The sequence below is a fragment of the Streptomyces sp. NPDC006259 genome (assembly GCF_042870975.1).
Classification (GTDB): Bacteria; Actinomycetota; Actinomycetes; order Streptomycetales; family Streptomycetaceae; genus Streptomyces.
Genome location: NZ_JBIAHY010000006.1, coordinates 1 through 23270, shown reverse-complemented (window position 1 = coordinate 23270; position 23270 = coordinate 1). Strand labels below are relative to the sequence as shown.

Annotated in this window: 19 protein-coding genes; 13 read left to right on the top strand and 6 right to left on the bottom strand. The window is 72.4% G+C overall.

Translation table 11 applies throughout. The annotated features are described in order from the left end of the window. Positions 1 to 173 precede the first annotated feature (173 nt). Positions 174 to 1010: a hypothetical protein gene (locus ACFYO5_RS24605; RefSeq protein ID WP_388712388.1), complete on the top strand. Its 837-nt coding sequence runs from the start codon at positions 174 to 176 to the stop codon at positions 1008 to 1010. A gap of 123 nt (positions 1011 to 1133) precedes the next feature. Here ACFYO5_RS24605 and disA read toward each other — a convergent pair whose 3' ends face one another. Together disA and radA are read right to left on the bottom strand one after the other, a co-directional pair. Continuing rightward, positions 1134 to 2258: a DNA integrity scanning diadenylate cyclase DisA gene (gene disA / locus ACFYO5_RS24600; protein ID WP_356560506.1), complete on the bottom strand. Its 1125-nt coding sequence runs from the start codon at positions 2256 to 2258 to the stop codon at positions 1134 to 1136. 80 nt (positions 2259 to 2338) lie between these two features. Next, on the bottom strand, positions 2339 to 3748 hold the full coding sequence (gene radA, locus ACFYO5_RS24595; protein ID WP_388712384.1) for a DNA repair protein RadA: 1410 nt from the start codon (positions 3746 to 3748) through the stop codon (positions 2339 to 2341). A 317-nt stretch (positions 3749 to 4065) separates the two neighbouring features. On the opposite strand from radA, the gene ACFYO5_RS24590 reads away from it, so the two are divergent. Next, positions 4066 to 5778 carry a hypothetical protein gene (locus ACFYO5_RS24590; RefSeq protein ID WP_388712381.1) on the top strand — a complete coding sequence of 571 codons (1713 nt, stop codon included), beginning with the start codon at positions 4066 to 4068 and terminating at the stop codon, positions 5776 to 5778. A gap of 89 nt (positions 5779 to 5867) precedes the next feature. On the opposite strand, the gene ACFYO5_RS24585 is transcribed toward ACFYO5_RS24590, so the two are convergent. Further along, a complete protein-coding gene (locus ACFYO5_RS24585; RefSeq protein ID WP_388712378.1) occupies positions 5868 to 6770 on the bottom strand; it encodes a hypothetical protein in 903 nt (300 codons plus the stop codon). A 224-nt stretch (positions 6771 to 6994) separates the two neighbouring features. On the opposite strand from ACFYO5_RS24585, the gene ACFYO5_RS24580 reads away from it, so the two are divergent. The 4 genes from ACFYO5_RS24580 to ilvD all read left to right on the top strand — a co-directional run bounded on the left by ACFYO5_RS24580 (position 6995) and on the right by ilvD (position 11989). Continuing rightward, positions 6995 to 7927: a Ppx/GppA phosphatase family protein gene (locus tag ACFYO5_RS24580; RefSeq protein ID WP_356560502.1), complete on the top strand. Its 933-nt coding sequence runs from the start codon at positions 6995 to 6997 to the stop codon at positions 7925 to 7927. A 497-nt stretch (positions 7928 to 8424) separates the two neighbouring features. Continuing rightward, a complete protein-coding gene (locus tag ACFYO5_RS24575; protein WP_388712374.1) occupies positions 8425 to 9249 on the top strand; it encodes a sugar phosphate isomerase/epimerase family protein in 825 nt (274 codons plus the stop codon). Further along, positions 9246 to 9851 carry a TetR family transcriptional regulator gene (locus ACFYO5_RS24570; RefSeq protein WP_388712371.1) on the top strand — a complete coding sequence of 202 codons (606 nt, stop codon included), beginning with the start codon at positions 9246 to 9248 and terminating at the stop codon, positions 9849 to 9851. The genes ACFYO5_RS24575 and ACFYO5_RS24570 overlap by 4 nt, the downstream gene beginning before the upstream one ends. A 284-nt stretch (positions 9852 to 10135) precedes the next feature. Beyond that, positions 10136 to 11989: a dihydroxy-acid dehydratase gene (gene ilvD, locus ACFYO5_RS24565; RefSeq protein WP_356560499.1), complete on the top strand. Its 1854-nt coding sequence runs from the start codon at positions 10136 to 10138 to the stop codon at positions 11987 to 11989. 200 nt (positions 11990 to 12189) lie between these two features. Here ilvD and ACFYO5_RS24560 read toward each other — a convergent pair whose 3' ends face one another. After that, on the bottom strand, positions 12190 to 14433 hold the full coding sequence (locus ACFYO5_RS24560; protein ID WP_388712368.1) for a serine/threonine-protein kinase: 2244 nt from the start codon (positions 14431 to 14433) through the stop codon (positions 12190 to 12192). A gap of 182 nt (positions 14434 to 14615) precedes the next feature. Between ACFYO5_RS24560 and ACFYO5_RS24555 the strand changes: the two genes are divergently transcribed. The 6 genes from ACFYO5_RS24555 (at position 14616) to proC (ending at position 20006) form a co-directional block, all read left to right on the top strand. Then, positions 14616 to 14960, top strand: a complete 345-nt coding sequence (locus tag ACFYO5_RS24555) for an SH3 domain-containing protein (protein WP_388712366.1) — start codon at positions 14616 to 14618, stop codon at positions 14958 to 14960. Positions 14961 to 15142: 182 nt separating this feature from the next. After that, entirely contained in the window at positions 15143 to 15775 is a 633-nt protein-coding gene (locus ACFYO5_RS24550) for an EamA/RhaT family transporter (RefSeq protein ID WP_388712363.1), read from the top strand. A gap of 129 nt (positions 15776 to 15904) precedes the next feature. After that, positions 15905 to 16675, top strand: a complete 771-nt coding sequence (locus ACFYO5_RS24545) for a methyltransferase domain-containing protein (protein ID WP_388712360.1) — start codon at positions 15905 to 15907, stop codon at positions 16673 to 16675. 533 nt (positions 16676 to 17208) lie between these two features. Further along, positions 17209 to 18090, top strand: a complete 882-nt coding sequence (locus ACFYO5_RS24540) for an ABC transporter ATP-binding protein (protein WP_388712357.1) — start codon at positions 17209 to 17211, stop codon at positions 18088 to 18090. Further along, on the top strand, positions 18087 to 18869 hold the full coding sequence (locus ACFYO5_RS24535) for an ABC transporter permease (RefSeq protein WP_388712354.1): 783 nt from the start codon (positions 18087 to 18089) through the stop codon (positions 18867 to 18869). The genes ACFYO5_RS24540 and ACFYO5_RS24535 overlap by 4 nt, the downstream gene beginning before the upstream one ends. A 324-nt stretch (positions 18870 to 19193) precedes the next feature. Continuing rightward, positions 19194 to 20006, top strand: coding sequence for a pyrroline-5-carboxylate reductase (gene proC, locus ACFYO5_RS24530; protein WP_388712351.1), 813 nt, complete (start codon positions 19194 to 19196; stop codon positions 20004 to 20006). Between the two features lie 63 nt (positions 20007 to 20069). On the opposite strand, the gene ACFYO5_RS24525 is transcribed toward proC, so the two are convergent. Next, positions 20070 to 20654: a cysteine hydrolase family protein gene (locus ACFYO5_RS24525; protein WP_388712348.1), complete on the bottom strand. Its 585-nt coding sequence runs from the start codon at positions 20652 to 20654 to the stop codon at positions 20070 to 20072. Positions 20655 to 20729: 75 nt separating this feature from the next. On the opposite strand from ACFYO5_RS24525, the gene ACFYO5_RS24520 reads away from it, so the two are divergent. Next, positions 20730 to 21734: a GlxA family transcriptional regulator gene (locus tag ACFYO5_RS24520; RefSeq protein WP_388712345.1), complete on the top strand. Its 1005-nt coding sequence runs from the start codon at positions 20730 to 20732 to the stop codon at positions 21732 to 21734. On the opposite strand, the gene trpS is transcribed toward ACFYO5_RS24520, so the two are convergent. Then, positions 21674 to 22699, bottom strand: a complete 1026-nt coding sequence (trpS, locus tag ACFYO5_RS24515; RefSeq protein ID WP_388712342.1) for a tryptophan--tRNA ligase — start codon at positions 22697 to 22699, stop codon at positions 21674 to 21676. The genes ACFYO5_RS24520 and trpS overlap by 61 nt on opposite strands. Between the last annotated feature and the right edge of the window lie 571 nt (positions 22700 to 23270).

The following is a 23270-nucleotide window of genomic DNA, read 5'->3' as shown; positions in this document are numbered from 1 at the left end:
CACGGACCGTGTCCGGCGTATGACGTCACGGTCACGCCCGCGACGGGCATGGGGGCTCGGACGGGTCAAGTCGGCGCCGTGGCAGGGGTGTCCGGGATGATGATCCGGAAAAGTTGTGAGCAGGGCGGCGGGTGGGGCCGGGGAACGCAAGGATCTCTCGTACAGTTTGCGCCGTGGGATCTCTGCGCAATCCGGTCGGGCCGCTTCCCTCCTCCATCTACTGGCGACGGAGGGTCGTACTGCTGTCCGTGGTCGCCCTGTTGGCGTTGCTGGCCGCCTGGGTGGTCACCTCGGGCGGGGGTGGCGGCAAGAACGGGGCGGACGGTTCCGACGGCAAGAATCCCGCGTCCTCCATCACACCGGGCCCGTCCGGTTCCGGGCCGGCGATCAGCCAGAACCCGGGCGGGCGCGACGAGTCGGGCGACGAGGACTCCGGCGGCTCGGGCTCGGGTTCGAGTTCGGGCTCAGGCTCCGGATCCGGCTCGGGGAACGGTGCCGGATCCGGTGGCGCCAACCCGGGCGGGGCCGGTTCGGCGGGGGCGGGTGGCTCGGACGGCGGTTCCCACGGCAGCGGTTCGGGTACGACGCTGCCGGCCGGTACGACGCTGCCCAACTGCACCGCCAGCGTGGTCACGTTGAGCCTGCGCAGCGTCCGCAACACGTACTCGCCGGACCAGACGCCCACGTTCCGGCTGACGGCGAGGAACTCCTCCGCGAGCGACTGCAAGGTCGATCTCGGCCCGAAGAACGCGGTGTTGTCGATCACCCAGGCCGGTGGCGCCGACGACTACTGGTCGTCCGCCGACTGCCCGAAGGGGTCCGCGAGCCTGCTGTACCGCGTGCCGGCCGGGGGCAGCTTCACCTACACGGTGACGTGGAACCGGAAGCCGAGTGCGCCGGAGTGCGCGACGCCTCCGGCGGGGGCAGCCGGGGCCGGGACGTACCTGGTGGAGGCGAAGGCGCCCGGGTTCACGAAGGCGCAGACCTCGTTCGTGCTGGAGCAGGACTGACGCGAGGGCGCGCGGCTGCCGCTCCCGGCTCGGGGCGCGGGCGGCCGGACCACCGCACGTGGTGCTCGCCCCACAAGCACCACAGAGGACACACGCGGACCGGCCTGAGGCGGACCGCCGCCCTCAGACGTACCGCTCCAGGATCGACGATTCCGCCAGGCGGGACAGGCCCTCGCGCACGCTGCGCGCCCGCGCCTCGCCGACGCCGTCGACCGTCTGGAGGTCGTCGACGCTTGCCGCGAGAAGCTTCTGCAGGCCGCCGAAGTGCTCCACCAGACGGTCGATGATCGCGCCGGGGAGGCGCGGCACCTTCGCCAGCAGGCGGAAGCCGCGCGGGGAGACCGCCGAGTCGAGGGCCTCGGGGGAGCCGGTGTAACCCAACGCGCGGGCCACCGTGGACATTTCGAGAAGCTCCGCGTGGCTGAGCGCGTTCAGTTCGTACAGCGCCTCGTCGACCGTGCGGGAACGCTTGGCGGTGGGCTCCGGAACGTAGTCCCGCACCACCAGTTCGCGCTCGGGCTCCACGCCCGCGATCAACTCGTCGAGCTGTAGGGAGAGAAGACGGCCGTCGGTGCCCAGTTCGACCACGTATTCGGCGATTTCGGTGGCGATGCGGCGCACCATCTCCAGGCGTTGCGCCACCGCCGAGACGTCCCGGACCGTCACCAGGTCCTCGATCTCCAGCGCTGACAACGTTCCCGCGACCTCGTCCAGGCGGAGCTTGTAGCGCTCCAGGGTCGCGAGCGCCTGGTTCGCGCGGGACAGGATCGCCGCCGAGTCCTCCAGGACGCGGCGCTGGCCGTCGACGTAGAGCGCGATGAGGCGCATGGACTGGGAGACCGAGACGATCGGGTAGCCGACCTGCTTGCTGACGCGGTCCGCCGTGCGGTGGCGGGTGCCCGTCTCCTCCGTGGGAATGGTGGGGTCCGGCACCAGCTGCACGCCGGCCCGCAGGATCTTGGACAGGTCGGAGGAGACCACGATGCCGCCGTCGAGCTTGCACAGCTCACGCAGGCGCGTGGCCGTGAACTCGACGTCCAGGACGAATCCGCCCGTGCACATCGTCTCCACCGTCTTGTCGGAACCGAGCACGATGAGTCCGCCGGTGTTGCCGCGCAGAACCCGTTCCAGGCCGTCGCGCAGGGCTGTGCCGGGAGCCACCGCGCTCAGGGCGGCACGCATCAGGCCTTCGGCACCGGAACTCGCACCGGACTTTCCGGGAGCTGCCGCCCGGTCGTTGGCTGCCACTGCACTCCTCCGGTCACAGGTTCTGGGGTGCTCGCGTTCGCGCACTGCGTTCGTACGGACGGGCGAGACCTGGGCAAAGTCTACCGGCGCTCCTCCGCCTCCCGCGGGGCCTCTCGCCGACGGGAGCGCGGGAGCACCCGCAGGGCGTCCCCCATGGTCGCGACTTCGAGGACCTTCATCCCCGCGGGGATCCTGCCGGGGTCGCCCGGTACGAGCGCGTGCGTGAAGCCCAGGCGGTGCGCTTCGGCGAGCCTGCGCTGAACGCCCGTGACCCGTCTGACCTCGCCCGCGAGGCCTACTTCGCCGATCGCGACGAGGTTCTTGGGCAGCGGGGTGTCGCTCGCCGCGGAGGCCAGCGCGAGGGCGATCGCCAGGTCCGCCGCGGGCTCGGAGAGCTTCACGCCGCCCACCGTCGCGGAGTAGATGTCCCGCTTCCCGAGCGCGCTGATCCTGCCCCGCTGCTCCAGGACCGCGAGCATCATCGAGACGCGGGAGGTCTCCAGGCCGGACGTGGTGCGCCGGGGCGAGGGGATCTGCGAGTCGACGGTCAGCGCCTGCACCTCGGCGACCAGGGGGCGGCGGCCCTCCAGGGTGACCGTCAGACAGGTGCCCGGGACCGGTTCGTCACGACGGGTCAGGAAAAGTCCGCTCGGGTCCGTAAGGCCCGTGATGCCCTCGTCGTGCAGTTCGAAGCAGCCGACCTCGTCGGTGGCGCCGTACCGGTTCTTGACCCCTCGCACCAGACGCAGGCGCGCGTGCCGGTCGCCCTCGAAGGACAGGACGACGTCCACGAGGTGTTCGAGCAGGCGCGGGCCCGCGATCGCGCCGTCCTTGGTGACATGGCCCACCAGCAGCGTGGACATGCCGCGCTCCTTCGAGGCGCGGATCAGCGCGCCGGCGACCTCGCGGACCTGGGCCATGCCGCCGGGGGCGCCGTCGATCTCGGGGGAGGCCACCGTCTGCACCGAGTCGACGATCAGCAGCGACGGCTTCACGGCGTCCAAGTGGCCCAGGACGGCGGCCAGATCGGTCTCCGCGGCGAGATACAGATGGTCGTCGATGGCGCCGATGCGATCGGCCCGCAACCGCACCTGGCTCGCCGACTCCTCGCCCGTGACGTACAGCGTGCGGTGTTCGTCGCTCGCGGCCTTGGCGGCCACGTCGAGCAGGAGCGTGGACTTGCCGACGCCCGGCTCGCCGGCCAGGAGGACCACGGCGCCCGGGACCAGCCCGCCGCCCAGCACGCGGTCGAGTTCGGGCACACCGGTGGGGCGGGCGGTGGCCTGACGGCCGTCGACCTGGCCGATGGGCAGGGCGGACGTGGTGACGCGGCCGGGGGCCGTCGTACGGACCGCGGGCGCGCCGTACTCCTCGACCGTGCCCCAGGCCTGGCATTCGGGGCAACGGCCGAGCCACTTCGCCGTCTGCCACCCGCACTCCGTGCAGCGGTAGGACGGACGGTCCTTGGTGGTCTTCGTACGGGCAGCCATGGGGAAACCGTAACCGCAGGGTCCGACAACACGAGATTGCTGTGCATGAAGCCGGTTCGCCGGGGCAGACGCGACTTCGAGGTGGCGTTCGCCGCGCCCATCCCCCCCCGGGGGCGGCGGACACCGGGTGAGGTGCGCCCGGCCATCCCCCCGGCCGGGCCCGCCTCACCCCCTGCGAATCAGCCACGCACTGTCACGAATGAGCCACTCGAGCCCTAGTTCCTGTCCCCTTATGAGGGATCGTTTCACCCGTACGGATTAAAAGGACTCAAGGGGGCAGAAGAGGTCGTTCCGCGGCGCCTACGGTCGCACGGGTGATGAGCAGCAGTCCGGAAACCTCGACCCGCACGACCGGCGCACACCGGGCGCACAGGGAGGCGCGCGACCGCGCTGCGGCGCGCACGCTGGCGCAGCGCCCGCCCGCCGGCTACGAGCCCTACCTCGACGGTCTCTTCACCTATTGCCTGTCCGTCCTGTGCGACCACGACACCGCCACGGCCGCCCTCGCGGACGTCCTCGCGCTCGCCGAGCGGCGCGGACAACGCGGACCCGACGCCACCGGCGACCGCCGGGCCTGGCTCTACGCGCTGGCCCGCTGGGCCTGCCTGCGCAAGCTCGCCGAGGCCAGGCGGAGACGTCAGGGCACACACGCGCCGGGCCGGCACAGCGCCCACCGGGAGAGCGGCGCCGAGCCCGCCACCGAGCCCGCGCCCGACGACCTCCGGGAACGGCGACGACGTGAACTCGCCCTGCTGGCCTGGCCGGAGGCCGCAGGCACCAGCCCGGAGCAGCGCGAGGCGCTCGAACTCGCCGTACGGCATCACCTCGCCGCCCACGAGGTGGCGGCCGTTCTCGGCATGGAGGCCGGCGCGGCCCGCGAGCTGCTCTCCTCCGCCGCCTGCGAGGTCGAACGCACGCGTGCGGCGCTGGCCGTCGTCGAGACCGGCGGCTGCCCCGGTGTGGCCCGCCTCACGGGCGACCACCAGCTCGTGCTCAGTGCCGCGCTCCGCCGGGAACTCGTCCGGCACGTCGACGACTGCCCGCGCTGCCGCCGGGCCGCGGAGCGCGCGGTCCCCGGCCGCTGGCCCGGAGCCGGTGTCACACCCGCCGAGCTGCCCGTCCTGGAAGCCCCGCGTGCGGCCCTGCACGCCCTCCTCGCACACCTCCCACGCGCGCGGGGTGCCGCCGCGCCGCGCTTCGACCGGCGCGGCTTCCCGATGGACCCCAAGGACAGCGCCGCCCGGCGGGACCGCCTCCGCGCGCGTGCCGTCACGACGACGGTCGTCGCCACCGTCGTCGCCGCGCCGGTTCTCGCCCTCTGGGCGGCCTACCGGGGCACACCGACCGCCGACTCCGACGGCCGCTCGCCCACCGCCAGTGAGGCGCAGGGACCCGACGGCCTCGGCGGGGACGGATCGGGCGGCTACCAGAACGCCGGCAACGCCAGCACCCGGCCGGGCTCCCGCTTCACCCAGGGCGACAAGCCCGACGTCTCCGTGGAGGTCGTCAGCGTCCCCGGACTCGGGGACAGGGGCGCGGGCCGCCTGACGGTCACGGCCGGGAACCGGGGCGACACCACCTTGATCACCCTGACGGCGGCCGAGGACGCGGACGGTCCGGTCCGCTGGTCGGCCACCACCGGCGCCGCCTGGCTCTACCTCAGCCGCACCACGGGAACACTCCGGCCCGGCGAATCGATCACGGTCAAGGTGTACGTCGATCATCTGCGCGAGCCCGCCGGACACTGGCACGCGCGCGTGGCGATCTCACCGGCCGGTGCCGTCGTCTCCATCGAGGGCTACGGCACAGCGCCCACGCCCTCGGACCCCGACCCCGTGCCGAGCGGCCCGCCCCCCTCGTCCGACCCGGAGCCGACCCCGACGGCCCCGCCCTCCGCCGATCCCACGCCGAGCACCCCGCCGACCTCCTCCACCCCCGAGCCCACCCCCACCGATCCGTCGCCGACCGACCCGGGCGACTCCACCCCGCCGTCCGGCGGCAGCGACGACCCGAGCCGGCCGACGGCATAGACCCGAGGCGGGCCCGGTCAGGCGGACGGGCGGGCCGGAGCCGCCCGGGACGCGAGTCGGCCCGGCTCCGAGGAGCCGGGCCGGGGGCCTCAGACGATCGGATCCACCGGACCGACCGGATCGACCGGACTGACTGGGCCAGCGGGATCGACTGGACCAGCGGGATCGACTGGACCGACGGCGTCCCCCCGGCCCGTCGCACGCGGTGGCGGCACCGGGTCCGCCGGGTGCGGGGCCAGCAACGGCAACTGCGAGGCGAGCCGCTCCTCGCACAGCTCGACCAGACGGTCGTAGCCGGCCTTGCCCATCAGCTCGATCAGCTCGGGCCGGTAGGAGACGTACACCGGGTCGCCCGCCCCGTGCGCCGAGGTCGCCGACGTGCACCACCAGTGCAGGTCGTGCCCGCCCGGACCCCAGCCGCGCCGGTCGTACTCACCGATCGACACCTGGAGCACGCGCGTGTCGTCGGGTCGGTCGATCCAGTCGTACGTCCGCCGCACCGGCAGCTGCCAGCAGACGTCGGGCTTGGTCTCCAGCGGCTCGCGCCCCTCCTTGAGGGCGAGGATGTGCAGCGAGCAGCCGGCACCGCCGGCGAAACCGGGGCGGTTCTGGAAGATGCACGAGCCGTTGAAGGGGCGGGTCTGCCGGGAGCCCTCGTCGTCCTCCGAGACCCAGCCGTCGCGCACGCCCTCGGCGTGGTGCTGCCAGATGTCCGGGGTCAGCCGTGCCACGTGCTCCGCCACGCGCTTCTCGTCGTCCTCGTCGGAGAAGTGCGCGCCCAGCGTGCAGCAGCCGTCGTCCGCGCGACCGGCCTGGATGCCCTGGCAGCCGCTGCCGAAGATGCAGTTCCAGCGAGAGGTCAGCCACGTCAGATCGCAGCGGAAGACCTGGTCGTCGTCCGCCGGGTCGGGGAACTCGACCCACGCGCGCGCGAAGTCGAGGCCCTTCTCGTCCGCCTCCCGGACCTTGCGCGACTTCTTCGATGACTTCACCCGTGCGGAAACCGCAGAAGCCGCAGAAACGGGAGGAGCCGGAGAAGTCGGAGATCCCGAAGAGGCGGTTGTGGCGGATTGGGTGGCCTTGTCGGCCTTTTCGGCCTTCGCCTTTTTCGTCTTTGGCACACTTCCAGGGTAAGTCGCCCGCGCGCGGCAAAGAGACCGTCTCAGGATGCGCACCAGGGGCCGAGGTCAGCACGGCTGGCAGTAGCGTTCCCTCCATGAGACTCGGTGTCCTCGACGTGGGATCCAACACGGTGCACCTGCTGGTGGTGGATGCGCATCCGGGCGCGTGTCCGCTGCCCGCGCACTCGCACAAGGCCGAACTGCGCCTCGCCGAACTGGTCGACGAGAGCGGGGCGATCGGCCGTGAGGGCGTCGACACGCTGATCACCGTCGTCCAGGAGGCCCTCCAGGCCGCCGAGGACAAGGGCGTCGAGGACGTACTGCCGTTCGCGACCTCCGCCGTGCGCGAGGCCAGCAACGCCGATGACGTCCTCGCGCGCGTGCAGGCCGAGACCGGCGTCGAGCTTCAGGTCCTCAGCGGCGAGGAGGAGGCCCGCCTCACCTTCCTCGCGGCCCGCCGCTGGTTCGGCTGGTCGGTCGGCAAGCTGCTGGTCCTGGACATCGGCGGCGGCTCCCTGGAGATCGCCTACGGCATCGACGAGGAGCCCGACGCGGCCGTCTCCCTCCCGCTCGGCGCGGGCCGGCTCACGGCCGGCTGGCTGCCCGGCGACCCGCCCGACCCCGAGCGGATACGCGCGCTGCGGCGGCACGTGCGCGCCGAGATAGCCCGGACCGTCGGGGAGTTCAGCCGCATCGGGTCCCCCGACCACGTCGTCGCCACGTCGAAGACCTTCAAGCAGCTCGCCCGCCTCGCCGGCGCCGCCCGCTCCGCCGACGGTCCCTACGCCCAGCGCCAGCTGAAGCGGGAGTCCCTGGAGGCCTGGGTGCCCCGTCTGGCCGGCATGACCACCGCCCAGCGCGCGGAACTGCCCGGCGTCTCCGAGGGCCGCGCGCGCCAGCTGCTCGCGGGCGCGCTGGTCGCCGAGGGGGCGATGGACCTGTTCGGGGTCGAGGCCCTGGAGGTCTGCCCGTGGGCGCTCCGGGAGGGCGTCATCCTGCGGAAGCTCGACCACATGGGTTCGCCGTAGCGCCGAGCCAGGGCGTGACCGCCCCGCACGCAGCACGCACGCAGGACGCACGCACGTGTGCGTGGACGTGCCTGGCGCCTACGCACGCGGGGAGGCGAGCGCCATGCCGTACGCATCGACGCGACTGCCACGTACGCCCGCGTGGACGCGGCTCGCCCGCACGCACGCGTGGACATGACGCGAACGGACGTGACGCGATCCGGACGCGTCCGCCCGCGCACGGCGGACGCGGGCACCGGAGCACCGCCGCGCATGCCCGACGCGGGCACCGGAAACACCGCCGCGCACGCGCATGACAAGGCCCCAGGCGCAGGTGAGCCCGAGCAGCCGAGCACGGCTGCCCCGCCCATCGCCCGGACCCGTCTCCCAAGGCCACCGACCCCGCCGACCTCGGCCCGCCGAGGCCGACCGGACCCGGCCACCCCACCCGTGTCGTGCGCCACAACGGCGAGGAGGGACCCCGCAGTCCGGTCACCGCACCCCGTAACCTGTCCCCCATGGCAGAGCCAGTCGTGCGCATCCCGGATGCGAAGGTCGCCCTGTCGACTGCCTCGGTCTACCCGGAGTCGACGGCGACGGCCTTCGAGATCGCGGCGCGCCTGGGCTACGACGGCGTCGAGGTCATGGTGTGGAACGACCCGGTCAGCCAGGACATCGACGCGCTCCGCAGACTCAGTGACTACCACCGCGTCCCGATCCTCGCCGTACACGCCCCCTGCCTGCTCATCACGCAGCGCGTGTGGTCGACCGACCCGTGGGTCAAGCTCCAGCGGGCCCGCGCGGCGGCCGAGAAGCTGGGCGCGAGCACCGTGGTCGTCCACCCCCCCTTCCGCTGGCAGCGCCAGTACGCGCGCGACTTCGTCCGCGGGATCTGGCGGATGGCGGACGAGACGGACGTACGGTTCGCCGTCGAGAACATGTACCCGTGGCGCTACCGCGACCGCGAGATGCTCGCGTACGCGCCCGACTGGGACGTGACGAAGGACGACTACCGCCACTTCACGATCGACCTCAGCCACGCCTCGACCTCCCGCGCGGACGCGATGCACATGGTCGACCGCATGGGAGACCGGCTCGGCCATGTGCACCTCGCCGACGGCAAGGGCTCGGCCAAGGACGAGCACCTCGTCCCCGGCCGGGGCTCGCAGCCCTGCGCCGAGCTGCTGGAACGGCTCGCGCTGAGCGGGTTCGACGGGCACGTCGTGATCGAGGTCAACACCCGGCGCGCGATGTCCGCCGCCGAGCGTGAGGCCGATCTCGCGGAGGCGCTGGCCTTCACGCGCCTGCACCTGGCGTCGGCCGTGAAGGTGCCCCGCCGGTGACCGACACCGTAGGGCGCCGCCGCGGCCGCCCCCCGCGCGCGGAGTCCGCCGACACCCGCGACCGGATCCTCGCGGCGGCCCGCGAGGAGTTCGCCGAGCGGGGCTACGAGAAGTCGACCGTACGGGGCATCGCGAAGGCCGCAGGGGTCGACTCGGCGCTCGTGCACCACTACTTCGGCACCAAGGAGCAGGTCTTCGCGGCGGCGGTCGAGGTCGTCGTCGCGCCCGTGCTCGAAGGACCGGACGCGGTCGCCGACGCACCGCTGGACCAGATCGGGGAGCGGCTGACCCGGTTCATGTTCGGCGTCTGGGAGAACCCCGCGACGCGCATGCCGCTGCTGGCGGTCGTCCGCTCGGCTTTCAACAACGAGACCGCGGCGGCCGTCTTCCGCCGTCTCGTCGCCACCCAGCTGCTGCGCCGCATCGCCGCCCAGCTCGATGTGCCGGACGCCGAACTCCGCGTCGAACTGGCGGCCGCACAGCTGGTCGGTACGGCGATGCTGCGGTACGTGATCAAGGTGGAACCGCTGGCGTCGGCGGACTTGGAGCGGATCATCGCGCGCGTGGCGCCCGTGGTGCAGAACCACCTCACCGGCTCCTGACCGCAAGGCACACCCACCCCGAGACACGAGTCACACCCTCAGGGCCCCCGGCATCGAGACCCAGCGGCCAGGCCTCGTGGCCGAGCCCGAGCCCGAGCCCAAGCCCAAGCCGAAGACCCGCGCCATGACCCGCCCCAAGACCGAGCACAAGACTCGCTCCCGAACCCACCATCACAAGGCGCGACACGAGATGCGTATCCCGCATTCCGGACACCTCGTCCCGCCACCTGGATGAGCGGCGTACGCTCATGAACAGCCCTATCTGTCTGAAGGAGCGAGCGACGATGCCCGAGCTGAGGTCCCGCACAGTCACCCACGGACGCAACATGGCGGGCGCACGCGCCCTTATGCGCGCCTCCGGTGTACCCGGTGCGGACATCGGCCGGAAGCCGATCATCGCGGTGGCCAACAGCTTCACCGAGTTCGTGCCCGGCCACACCCATCTCCAGCCGGTCGGCCGGATCGTCAGCGAGGCGATCACCGAGGCCGGCGGCATCCCCCGCGAGTTCAACACGATCGCCGTCGACGACGGCATCGCGATGGGCCACGGCGGCATGCTCTACAGCCTCCCCTCCCGCGACCTGATCGCGGACAGCGTGGAGTACATGGTCGAGGCGCACTGCGCCGACGCCCTGATCTGCATCTCCAACTGCGACAAGATCACCCCGGGCATGCTCATGGCGGCCCTGCGCCTGAACATCCCGACGGTCTTCGTCTCCGGCGGCCCGATGGAGTCCGGTCGCGCCACCCTCGTCGACGGCACCGTCCGCACGCTCGACCTGGTCGACGCGATCTCCGACGCCGTCAACGACAAGATCTCCGACGAGGACATCCTCCGTATCGAGGAGAACGCCTGCCCGACCTGCGGCAGCTGTTCCGGCATGTTCACCGCCAACTCGATGAACTGCCTGACCGAGGCCATCGGCCTCTCCCTGCCCGGCAACGGCTCGGTCCTGGCCACCCACACCGCGCGCAAGGGCCTCTACGTCGACGCCGCCCGCACGGTCATGGACATCACGCGCCGCTACTACGAGCAGGACGACGAGACGGTCCTGCCGCGCAACATCGCCACCATCGCCGCGTTCGAGAACGCGATGGCGCTGGACATCGCGATGGGCGGCTCGACCAACACGATCCTGCACCTGCTGGCGGCGGCCCAGGAGGCGGGCGTCCCGTTCGGCCTGAACGAGATCGACGCGGTCTCCCGCCGGGTCCCCTGCCTGGCCAAGGTGGCGCCCAACGTGGCCAAGAACCGCACGTACTACATGGAGGACGTGCACCGCGCCGGCGGCATCCCCGCCCTCCTCGGCGAGCTGCACCGCGCCGGCCTGCTGAACGAGGACGTGCACTCGGTCCACAGCCCGTCCCTGGCGGACTGGATGAAGACCTGGGACGTCCGAGCCGGGTCGCCGAGCCCCGAGGCGGTGGAACTGTGGCACGCCGCCCCCGGCTGCGTCCGCTCCTCCGAGGCCTTCTCCCAGTCCGAGCGCTGGGAGGCGCTCGACGACGACGCCGAGAACGGCTGCATCCGCTCCGCCGAGCACGCGTACTCCCAGGACGGCGGCCTGGCGGTCCTCAAGGGCAACCTCGCCGTCGACGGGTGCGTGGTGAAGACGGCGGGCGTCGACGAGTCGATCTGGACCTTCGAGGGCCCCGCGGTCGTCTGCGAGTCGCAGGAGCAGGCCGTCGAGAAGATCCTCAACAAGCAGATCACCGACGGCGACGTCGTCGTCATCCGCTACGAGGGCCCCAAGGGCGGCCCCGGCATGCAGGAGATGCTCTACCCGACGTCGTTCCTCAAGGGCCGCGGGCTCGGCAAGACCTGCGCCCTGATCACCGACGGCCGCTTCTCCGGCGGCACCTCGGGCCTGTCCATCGGCCATGCCTCCCCCGAGGCGGCCTCCGGCGGCACCATCGCCCTCGTCGAGGACGGCGACCGCATCCGGATCGACATCCCGAACCGCACGATCGAGTTGCTCGTCGACGAGAGGGAACTCGCGCGCCGCGACGCGGCGTTGAACGGGGTGTACGCCCCCTCGAACCGCGAGCGCAAGGTCTCCGCCGCGCTGCGTGCCTACGCCGCGATGGCGACGAGCGCCGACAAGGGCGCGGTGCGGGACGTGTCGAAGCTGGGCTGACGGCCGACCGAATGGCTGACGCCCGGCCGGGCCGCTGACGGCCGACCGAATGGCTGCCGTCCGACCGAATCGCGAAGGGCCGCCTCCGTCAACCGGGGGCGGCCCCTTCCCTTTCCCTCCGTCAACCGGGGGCGGCCCCTCCTTTTCCCGTGCGCACACCCTCCGCACAGGTCGACGTCCGCGAGGCCCACGCGCGGGCCTCACCAGCCGGACGGATCACGCCCGTCGACCGCGAACACCGTTCCGTCGGGGGCTCCGGCGTAGACACGCCCGTCGGCGGCCTCGGGCGCCGGCAGCGTGCTGACCACTTCGTCGGAGTGCGCGCCGAGCCGCAGCCCCGTCTGGCCGACGAGCCTGCCCGCGTCGGCGTCGACGGCGAGGAGACGGCCGTCGGGAGCGCTGAAGTACACGTGCGTACCGTCCACGGTCGGCACCGAACCCCTGCTCACGGCCGTCTGGAGGGACCACAGCCGCTTCTCCTCGCGGGTGTCGACGGCCACGAGAGCACCGTCGTACGTCATGAGGTAGACCCGGTCCCCGTACACGGCCGCGGTCGGCTGCTGGAGCGCGACGGACAGCGCGACCCGCCGCGACACCTTGGTCCCCGGGGAGAAACGGATCACCGCGTCGGCCATGCCGTAGCCGCCGTCCCCGTCCTCCGCCAGCAGTACGACGCTGTCGTCCGTGGCGCCCACCAGTGTCAGCGCCTCGTCGAACCGCTCGTCCCAGCGCACGTCTCCCGTGGCGGGGTCCACCGCGGTGACCCGGGTCCGGCCCTCACCGGACGTGCTGGTCGCGTAGACCAGCGAGTCTCCGGGGAACGACACGAAGTAGGGAGCGCCCGCCCCCGGGATCCGCCGGCTCCACCCCGTCCGCCCGGACGCGGCGTCCACCCCGGTCACCGTGCCGTCGGCCGCCGTGAGCAACAGGGTCCCGGCGGCGTAGCGGACACCCTGGTACGCCGACACGTCCCGTTCCCAGCGCACCTCTCCCGACGCCGGGTCGAAGGCCTCCACGCGCTCTCCCGAGTGCGTCAGCACATGGACCAGCCCGCTCGCGACGACCGGCGCCTCGCGGGGCCTGTCGTCGGGGGAGAGGGCGTGCCGCCACAGCACGCGCCCGTCGGAGGCGTCGAGCGCGTACACCCACCCCTCCTGGGCACAGAGCAGCCGTCGCGCGTCGTAGGCGCACTGAGGCAGACCGGCGCCCCCCGCCGGGCGCGTCGCCCACGGGGCGAAGGCGTCGGCGGACCGCGCCCCGTCCGCGCCCCGAGCCGCCCCGTCCGCGTCCTCGCCGAACACCTGGGCGGAGGCGAACCCCCCGCCCGCGACGAGCATCAGCGCACCGAGTGCGAGAGCGACCTGCCGCCGCCGGCCCCGCCACCGGGCGCCCACCCGGACCGCGCCCCGATCCACGCCCTTCAACGATCCCGATGGCCGCGACGGTCTGGATGGCTGCGACGACCTCGCCGGTCCGGACAGCGCCGCCGATCCCGACGGCTCCGCCGATCCAGGCGATCCCGACTCCCACGCCGGTTCGGATTCCCGCGCCGGTTCCGTCTCCAGCGCGCCGTCGGGCGAACGCTGTGCCGGTATGAACGCCTGCGTGTCGTACGAGGCCGCCACCGACCGCAGCTCCCGCATCAACTCGTCGGGGGTCGGCCGCTCCTCCGGCTCCTTCGCGAGGCAGCGCAGCACCATCGGTGCCAGGGTCTCCGGCACGCCGGTCAGATCGGGTTCGTCGTGCACGACCTGGTAGGCGACGACGTACGGGCTGTCCGAGTCGAACGGCCCGCGCCCGGTCGCCGCGTGCACCAGCACGGACCCGAGCGCGAAGATGTCGGCGGCGGGCCCGACCTCCCGCGGCCGCCGGAACTGCTCCGGCGCCATGAACGGCGGCGTCCCGATCAACTTCCCCGTCTCGGTGCGCAGTTCGCTGTCTTTCGGCCGCGAGATACCGAAGTCGATGACCTTCGGGCCGTCCTCGGCGAGCAGGACGTTGCTGGGCTTCAGATCCCGGTGCACCACCCCCACCCGGTGGATGTCGCGCAGCGCCTCGGCGAGTCCGGCCATCAGCCGTCGCAACTCGCCCGAGCCCATGGGCCCGTTCCGCTTCACATGTTGCGACAGGGTCGGTCCGGGAATGAACAGCGTGGCCATCCACGGCCGTTCGGCCTCCGGATCGGCGTCGACGACGGGCGCGGTGAAGGCGCCGCTGACCCGCCGAGCGGCCGCCACCTCCTGCCGGAACCGCCCCCTGAACTCGGGATCCCGCGCGAACTCGGCGTGTACGACCTTCACCGCCACCTTCATGCCCGAGGTGCTGCGGGCCAGGTGGACCACGCCCATGCCGCCCGAGCCCAGACAGGACTCCAGGTGGTAGTGACCGGCGTACTCCGGAAGTTCCGCTTCCGCGCCCGCTCCGGTGTTGTGCTGTGGCGCCATGGACCACCCCCGTGCTGTTCGTCCGCGCGCGCGACGCACGGAGCCTAGTCGATGAGGCGTGCGGGACCGAGGCGGCTTGCTAGCCTCCCTGTGCGAATCGAGTACAGGTGTTTCATGGCTTGATCGCGGGGAATCAACGTGACCCCACGGAAGTCGTGGGGTCTGACGGGGGAGGTTTTTTCATGTCTGTCGACCGCGTGGAAGAAGTCCAAGAGGCCGAAGCAGCCGCCGCCGCGGCGGCCGGGGACGGCGTCGAGGCGCAGGCCGCGACGGCCGGGCTGACGTACTACCCGATCGCGCCCGGCGTCCGCCTCAACGTGCGCAGCGGACCGGCCACCAGCTACCCGATCGTCAAGGTCCTGCCCGAGGGCACGAGGGTACCGATCTTCTGCCAGACGCCCGGCACCTCGGTCTCCGGCCCGTACGGCACGACGAGCATCTGGGACAACATCGCCGACGGCCAGTTCGTCTCGGACGCGTACGTGAGGACGGGCAGCGACGGCTACATAGCGCCCCGCTGCGCCTGACCCGACCGCGCGCCTGCTGCGTTCGACCGGGCCCCGCGCCCCGCTGCGCCTGACCGGACCGCACACCCACCGCGTGCATCGACCCGCGCACACGCTGCCGGTTGAGGCAGCCGCGCACCCTGCCGGGAGGCATCCGCGCACCCTGCCGGGGAACCCGCCCGGCCCGCAGCCATAATCGTCCCGTGAGCGACGAAAGCGGCACCTCGGACACCGAAGCGGGTCCCCCGGCCGTCAAGGCAGGTCTCCGGGGCTCCAGAGCCGGTGAGCGGGACTCCGGAGCAGGTGCGCCGGACTCCAGGGCCGGTGCGCCGGACACGGACACGGGCCCGTCGGCCCGTGAGGCGGGCGCCCCCACTGCCCCCCGCCCCGAGCCCCTCCGCTTCTTCGGCACCACCTGGGTGGACCACGACCACGGCTACACGCCCCGCCGCATCGGCGTGGCCCTCGGCTCGCTCGCCGCCGCGGTCGCCTCCTGCTTCGTCCTGCGCTTCGCCTACGAGGGCGTCGCGCTCGCCGACACCGGCGCCTTCGTGACCGTCCTGATCGTCGTCATGTTCGCGATCTCCAGCGCCCTGGCCTTCCGCACCACCTGGGACGGCTTCGGCAGGCGCCCCGACCCCGACCGGCAGGCCTCCCTGCGCGGCCTGCTCGCCATCGGCTTCGTCGGTTCCCTCCTCGCCTACTTCCTCCGCTCGCTCACGGAGGCCCCCGGCGAGAAGCTGCACCGTGAGGAGTACGAGGCGGCCCGCACGGCGTTCGAACGCCGCGGCGCCCGCCGCACCCGCAACCCGTCGAAGAAGCGCCGCCGCTCCTGACTGGGCCCACCGGCCGCGAAAGCCCTTGACCGTGCCGGGGGGCGGGGCTCCACCACCGCACCGTACGCCCATGGCGGAAGAGGGTCCGGCCCCCTGGCCCCTTCCGCCCCCTCCCGCCACGATGGCCCCATGACCGCTGCCTCCAGCACGCCCCGGGCCCTCTCCTTCGACGCCGTCGCGGCCCAGTACGCCGCGAACCGTCCCTCCTACCCGGCGGCCCTCTTCGAGGCGATCGAGGACATGGCCGGCCGCCCGCTGACCGGCGCACGCGTGGCCGACGTGGGCGCGGGCACCGGCATCGGCACAACCCTCCTGCACGCCCGCGGCGCCCGGGTCGTGGCCGTCGAACCGGGGGACGGCATGGCGGAGCAGTTCCGCCGGGACCTCCCCGACGTGCCGATCGTCCGCGGCGACGGCAATCACCTCCCGCTCGCGACCGCCTCCCTCGACCTCCTCACCTACGCCCAGTCCTGGCACTGGACCGACCCGGACCGCTCGATCCCGGAGGCGCTGCGCGTCCTGCGCCCCACCGGTGCCCTCGCGCTCTGGTGGAACTCCGGCGCGCTCGACGTACCGTGGATCGACGCGCAGGTGGAACGCATCGAGCGCCACTTCGGCCTCGACCGGGTCGTGGGCGGGAACGGCGACGGCACACACGACGCCCTCGCCGCCTGCGACGGCCGCCTCGATTTCCGCAGCCGCCGCCTCCGCTGGAGCCGCCGCGTCCCCGTCGACACGCACCTGGCGAACATCAGCAGCCACTCGCTGTTCCTGGTGCACGGCGAGGAGAGCACCGCCGCGTTCGTCGAGGCGGAGCGGCAACACCTCCTCGCCGTCTTCCCCGACGGTGTGGTGGAGGAGACCTACGAGGTCGGACTGCTGCTCGCGACCCGCCCCTGACCCCCGTCCTCTCCTTCTCCGCCCCTCCTTTTCCGTCCGGCGGCCCCTCCCACAGGGCCTCTGGGCCTCTGGACCCCAGCACCTCCAGCGCCTCCGCGCGCGCGTGGTCCACATGCCGCCGCAGCCTGCCCAGCTCCAGCCCCGCCTCCCGGTCGTGCACCTCCCGGTCGCGAGGCAGGACGTCCGGCCCACCGCGCCACGACGCCCACGGCGCAACGCCCGCACCTCCCGCGTGGCAACCGGCCCGCAGCCGACGTGGCGGGACCTTCCCTTCCCACCCGTCGGAACGGCGGCCCCCGCGGCCTTCCCGGCCCCACCCCTCGGTACGACGGGGCGGCCGAGCGCGTCCACCACCCCGGTGACCAGGACGAACGCGTTTCCGGCGGGTATCCGGCACCGCGACCAGCCCATCCCGGCGGCCACGCCGCACGCCCGCCCCGCGGAACGCGCACGGGAACGCGCACCACCACCCGCCGTAACCCACCACCGCTCGCCGCTTGACGACTCCCACCGCCGGAGAGATTATTCACCGCATGATGAATTACAGGAACAGCGCCCCCGAACCCCCGGACGACACAGGACCCGGCAGCCTGGCCCCGGGCTCGTCGGCCCTCACCTCGTCGGCCCCGACCTCCTCGGCCCCCACCCCGCCGACCCCCGCGGTACGCGCCTCCGCCCTCACCGTCGTCCGAGGCCCCCGCACGGTCCTGCGCGCTCTCGACTTCGCGGTCCCGCGCGGACAGATCACCGGCCTCCTCGGCCCCTCGGGCTGCGGCAAGTCGACGCTGATGCGAGCGATCGTCGGCACCCAGGCCAAGGTCACCGGCGGCCTGGACGTCCTCGGCCGCCCGGCCGGCCACCCCACCCTGCGCACCCGCATCGGCTACGTCACCCAGGCACCGTCCGTCTACGACGACCTGTCCGTCCGTCAGAACCTCGACTACTTCGCCGCGATCCTCGACCCGGGCCGCGCGGCAGCCGCCCGCCGCCACGACAACGTGACCCGCGCCATCGCCGACGTCGACCTGACCAGCCACGCCGACGCCCTCGCCGGCAACCTCTCCGGAGGCCAGCGCAACCGCGTCTCCCTGGCGGTGGCCCTTCTCGGCGCCCCCGAACTCCTCGTCCTCGACGAACCGACCGTCGGCCTCGACCCGGTTCTCCGCCGCGACCTGTGGACCCTCTTCCACGACATCGCGGCCTCCCGAGGCACCACCCTCCTCGTCTCCTCCCACGTCATGGACGAGGCCGAGCGCTGCCACCGCCTGCTCCTCATGCGCGAGGGCGAGATCCTCGCCGACGGCACCCCCGACGAACTGCGCACCCGCACCGGCTCGGACACGGTCGAGGCGGCCTTCCTGCACCTGGTCGACGAGGCCACCAAGGCCGCCGCCAAGAAGGAGAGGACCCGATGACGACCAGCACGAGGCCGCTGCCCACCGCCCCCACCACCCCCCTCAACGCCTCCCGCACCCTCGCGACCGCCGCCCGCGTCCTGCGCCAACTCCGCCACGACCCGCGCTCGATCGCCCTGATGATCCTCATCCCCTGCGTGATGCTGTTCCTGCTCCGCTACGTCTTCGACGGCAGCCCGCGCACCTTCGACAGCATCGGCGCGTCCCTCCTGGGGATCTTCCCGCTGATCACGATGTTCCTGGTCACGTCCATCGCCACCCTGCGCGAACGCACCTCGGGAACCCTCGAACGCCTCCTCGCCCTCCCCCTCGGCAAAGGCGACCTGATCGCGGGATACGCCCTGGCCTTCGGCGCCCTCGCGATCGTCCAGTCCGCTCTGGCGACCGGCCTGGCGCTCTGGTTCCTCGACCTCGACGTGACGGGCAGCCCCTGGCTGCTCCTCCTGGTGGCCCTGCTCGACGCCCTCCTCGGCACCGCCCTCGGCCTCTTCGTCTCGGCCTTCGCGGCGTCCGAGTTCCAGGCGGTCCAGTTCATGCCGGCGGTGATCTTTCCCCAGCTCCTGCTCTGCGGCCTCTTCACCCCCCGCGACACCATGCACCCCGCCCTGGAGGCCCTCTCGAACGTCCTCCCCATGTCCTACGCGGTCGACGGCATGAACGAGGTCCTCACCCACACGGACATGACGGCCGACTTCATCCGTGACGCCCTGGTCGTGGCGGGCTGCGCCCTACTGGTCCTGACCCTGGGAGCGGCGACCCTGCGCCGCAGGACAACCTGACCGCCACCCACCGACCCGCCCGGGGCGCCGGGGCGCACCCTCGTGAAGCCGAGGGCCGTCCAGGACCGGCAGGGGTCCGGGCGCCACCCCGGGGACGGGAGTGCGCCGGAGCGACGGGGACGGGAGTAGGGCGGAGCGAAGGGAACGGGAGTGGGCCGGAGCGACGGAGGCGATCCGCACCGCCCACGCACCGCCCACGCACCGCCCACTCACCCACCCACCGCCCACTCCCGCACCGCCCACCCACCGGACAGCCCCCACCTCCGCACCCGCCCCGATGCGAGGATGAGCCCGGACGACGCAACCCCCCGGAGGACCCCCGCCATGTCCCAGAAAGTCGCAGTCCTAGGCACCGGCAAGATCGGCGAAACCCTTCTCAGCGGAATGCTCCGAGGCGGCTGGCCGGCCGCCGACCTCCTCGTCACCGCCCGCCGCGCGGACCGCGCCGAGGAACTCCGCGCCCGCTACGGCGTCACCCCGGTCACGAACGCCGAAGCGGCGAAGACCGCCGACACCCTCATCCTCACGGTCAAGCCGCAGGACATGGGCGCCCTCCTCGACGAACTGGCCCCGCACGTCCCCGCCGACCGCCTGGTCGTCAGCGGAGCCGCCGGCATCACGACCGCCTCCATCGAGGAGCGCCTCACCGCCGGCGTCCCCGTCGTCCGCGTCATGACGAACACGCCCGCCCTCGTCGACGAGGCCATGTCCGTCATCTCCGCCGGCAGCCACGCCAGCGCCGACCACCTGGCCCACGCCGAAGAGATCTTCGGCTCCGTCGGCAAGACGCTTCGCGTCCCCGAGTCGCAGCAGGACGCCTGCACGGCCCTCTCCGGCTCCGGCCCCGCGTACTTCTTCTACCTGGTCGAAGCGATGACGGACGCCGGCATCCTGCTCGGCCTGCCCCGCGACAAGGCCCACGACCTCATCGTCCAGTCCGCGATCGGCGCCGCGACCATGCTCCGCGACAGCGGCGAACACCCGGTCAAGCTCCGCGAGAACGTCACCTCCCCGGCCGGCACCACCATCAGCGCCATCCGCGAACTCGAGAACCACGGCGTACGGGCCGCCCTCATCGCCGCCCTGGAAGCCGCCCGCGACCGCAGCCGCGAGCTGGCCGCCGGCACCAAGGACTGACGACGCCGGCACCAAGGACCGACGACCGAGGGCACCGGGCTCCCCACCGCACACGGGGGCGGGTCACTTCGCCGCGTCCACCACCTCCCCGGTGGTGACGACCCGCGCGAAGCCGCCCCCGTGCAGCGACACCGCCGACGCCTGCGCCACCTCGTCCGCACTCCGCCGCCAGCCGAACGGCCCCTCCAGGTCGAACGTGTACGTGGCGTCGTACGCGACCACGACGTCGTACCCCAGATTCCCGCCCATCCGCGCGGTCGTCTCCACGCACATGTTGGTCTGGATCCCGACGATCACGATCTGCCCGGCCCCCTCGGCTCTCAGCCAGGCGTCCAGATCCGGCGTCCCGTAGAAGGCGGAGTTCACGGTCTTCGTGACGAACAGCTCCGCCCCGGCGCCCTTGCCCCTCCTCTCCTCCACGTAGGGCTTGAGGTCGTTCCCCTCGTGGCCCGGCCGCAGCGGCGACTCGGGCTTGCCCGAGTCATGCCGCACGAACACGACCGGCCGTCCCGTGCCCTGCCACACGTCGATGAGCGAGGCGATGTTGTCGTCGGCACCGAGGTTGTTGCGAGACCCCCAGAACCCGGGCTCGTCGAAGCCCTTCTGCACGTCCACGACCACCAGTGCTGCGTTCTCAGCGATGTCCATGCCCTCGATCCTGCCGCCGGGACCGCGCCGGTCCCAGCGGGCAGAAAGTCAGCGATCGATGGTTTACTGCCATCCATGGAGCAGGAGAACGCGTACCGCGTCGCCCTCGTCGCCTTCCCCGGCATCCGTGCCTTCGACGTCTCCGTCATCACCGAGGTCTGGGGCACCGACCGCACCGACCGCGACGCCCCCGCCTTCGAGCTGCGCCGCGTCGCCCCCGACCCCACCAGGCCCGTCCCCATGCGCGGCGGACTGAGTCTCCTCCCCGACCGCACCCTCTCCTGGCTGCCACGCGCCGACCTGATCCTGGTCCCCGGCCTCGACGACCACCTCACCCCCGCACCACCCCCCGTCCTCGACGCCCTGCGACGGGCCCACGCCCGCGGCACCACCATCGCCGCCCTCTGCGGCGGAGCCTTCGCCCTCGCCCAGGCCGGCCTTCTCGACGGCCGCCGCGCGATCACCCACTGGAACCTGATCGACCTCCTGCGCGCCCATCACCCGGAGGTCACCGTCGTCCCCGACGCCCTCTTCATCGAGGACGACAACATCTGGACCGCCGCCGGAACGGCAGCCGGCATCGACCTCTGCCTCCACCTGGTCCGCCGGTCCCACGGTGCGGAGGCCGCAGCCACCATCGCCCGCTCGATGGTCACCGCCCCCTTCCGCACCGGAACCCAGGCCCAGTTCGTCGAACACGCCACCCCTCACACCGACCGCGACGCCGACGCCCTCGCCGCCGTCCGTGAGCACGCGCTCCGCCACCTCCACGAACCGCTGACGGTGGCGGACCTGGCGGCTCGCGCCGGCATGTCACCGCGCACCTTCGCCCGCCACTTCACGGCGGCCACCGGCACCACCCCGCTCCGCTGGCTCCTGGACCAGCGACTCGCCGCGGCCCAGAAACTCCTCGAACGCACCGACCTCCCCATGCCCGAGGTCGCCCGTCGTGCGGGGTTCGGCAGCGAGGTCACGATGCGCCAGCACTTCGCATCGCGCCTCGCCACCAGCCCACGCGCCTACCGCGCCGCGTTCAGCGCCGGCTCCGCGACCGCGGGCAGCAGCCCGATCGCCCGATAGGCGGCATCCACGACCGGCCGGGCCATGGCCCGCGCTCTCTCCGCACCATCCCGCAGCACCCCCTCCACGAACCCCGGGTCGGCACACAGCTCCTGGTGCCTGGCCCGCACGGGCCTGAGGACCTCCACCACAGCCTCCGCGGTGTCCTTCTTCAAAGCGCCGTACGACTCGTATACGTCCGCCAGGGCCTCCGGGTTCCCGCCCGTGCACGCCGCGAGGATCTCCAGCAGGTTCGCGACCCCCGGCCGCCCCTCCCGGTCGTACTCGACCTCCCGCCCGCTGTCGGTCACGGCCCGCATGACCTTCTTCCGCACGACGTCCGGCTCGTCCAGCAGATAGACGATGCCGGGGCCGGAGTCATCGCTCTTGCCCATCTTCGACGTCGGTTCCTGGAGGTTCATGACCCGCGCCCCCACCACCGGATGCGTGGCCCTGGGCACCACGAACGCCTGCCCGTACCGCTGGTTGAACCGCAGCGCCAGATCCCGGGTCAGCTCCACATGCTGGGCCTGGTCGTCCCCGACCGGTACCTCGTCCGTCCCGTACGCCAGGATGTCCGCCGCCATCAGCACCGGATAGGTGAGCAGCGACAACCGCACACTCCCACCCCGCTCACGCTCGCGCGCGGCCTTCTCCCTGTACTGGATCATCCGCCGCATCTCACCGTCGGTGGCCACACACTCCAGCACGTACGACAGCCGCGCGTGCTCGTCCACATGGCTCTGCACGAAGAGGGTGCACGACTGCGGATCCAGCCCGGCCGCGAGCAACAGCGTCGCGGCCTGCCGACTCAGCCGGCGCACCCGCGCGGGGTCGTGGTCCACGGTGAGGGCGTGCAGATCGACCACACAGAACAGCGCGTCCGCCCGATGCTGGTCGACCTCGGCCCACCGCCGCATGGCCCCCAGATAGTTCCCCAACGTCAGATGCCCGGTCGGCTTGACCCCGCTGAAGACCCGTTTCATCTCTCCACCTCCTGGCCGAGGCCGCCGCACCCGGCCGGCCGGCCCCCAGGAGGGAGAAACAGAAGCGGCCGCCGAGGCGGCGGCCGCTGAGTGCACACGTCAGTCCGGCCGCCGTCAGGCGGCCCACCACAGTTGGGTGCTGCACGTATGCGTCGTCATGGGGAAGAGGCTACGCCTCAGAGCCTCCCCACGACATGGGTTGACACACCCCGGGCGGATACGTAGTGTTCTCCGAGTTGTCCGACGTGAGCGCCGACTCCGGTCGGTCCCCGGACAGCCATTCCGCAAGTACCCACCACTTCTCGGTGAGCAGTCGATCCGTCTGCCCCCGCGTCATTGGCGTGCGTATTCGCGAAATGAGGAATCCGCGTTCGAAAGGACGCAGCCCCGATTGGCTTCGGGGCCAGGGAATCCGCTAAAGTCTCACTCGTCGGAACGGCCCTACAGCCGGGAAGGCAAACCCCCTCTGACGGGGGATCAGCGCCGAAAGGATCTGATAGAGTCGGAACCGCCGGAAAGGAAACCGCGAAACAAAAGCGGGAACCTGGAAAGCACCGAGGAAATCGGAACC

Coding starts and splice junctions, on each gene's coding strand:
- radA (WP_388712384.1), bottom strand. CDS start 3,748: ATGGCTGCCCGTACGAAGACCACCAAGGACCGTCCGTCCTACCGCTGC.
- ACFYO5_RS24590 (WP_388712381.1), top strand. CDS start 4,066: ATGAGCAGCAGTCCGGAAACCTCGACCCGCACGACCGGCGCACACCGG.
- ACFYO5_RS24580 (WP_356560502.1), top strand. CDS start 6,995: ATGAGACTCGGTGTCCTCGACGTGGGATCCAACACGGTGCACCTGCTG.
- ACFYO5_RS24575 (WP_388712374.1), top strand. CDS start 8,425: ATGGCAGAGCCAGTCGTGCGCATCCCGGATGCGAAGGTCGCCCTGTCG.
- ilvD (WP_356560499.1), top strand. CDS start 10,136: ATGCCCGAGCTGAGGTCCCGCACAGTCACCCACGGACGCAACATGGCG.
- ACFYO5_RS24560 (WP_388712368.1), bottom strand. CDS start 14,433: ATGGCGCCACAGCACAACACCGGAGCGGGCGCGGAAGCGGAACTTCCG.
- ACFYO5_RS24555 (WP_388712366.1), top strand. CDS start 14,616: ATGTCTGTCGACCGCGTGGAAGAAGTCCAAGAGGCCGAAGCAGCCGCC.
- ACFYO5_RS24545 (WP_388712360.1), top strand. CDS start 15,905: ATGACCGCTGCCTCCAGCACGCCCCGGGCCCTCTCCTTCGACGCCGTC.
- ACFYO5_RS24540 (WP_388712357.1), top strand. CDS start 17,209: ATGATGAATTACAGGAACAGCGCCCCCGAACCCCCGGACGACACAGGA.
- ACFYO5_RS24535 (WP_388712354.1), top strand. CDS start 18,087: ATGACGACCAGCACGAGGCCGCTGCCCACCGCCCCCACCACCCCCCTC.
- proC (WP_388712351.1), top strand. CDS start 19,194: ATGTCCCAGAAAGTCGCAGTCCTAGGCACCGGCAAGATCGGCGAAACC.
- ACFYO5_RS24525 (WP_388712348.1), bottom strand. CDS start 20,654: ATGGACATCGCTGAGAACGCAGCACTGGTGGTCGTGGACGTGCAGAAG.
- ACFYO5_RS24520 (WP_388712345.1), top strand. CDS start 20,730: ATGGAGCAGGAGAACGCGTACCGCGTCGCCCTCGTCGCCTTCCCCGGC.
- trpS (WP_388712342.1), bottom strand. CDS start 22,699: ATGAAACGGGTCTTCAGCGGGGTCAAGCCGACCGGGCATCTGACGTTG.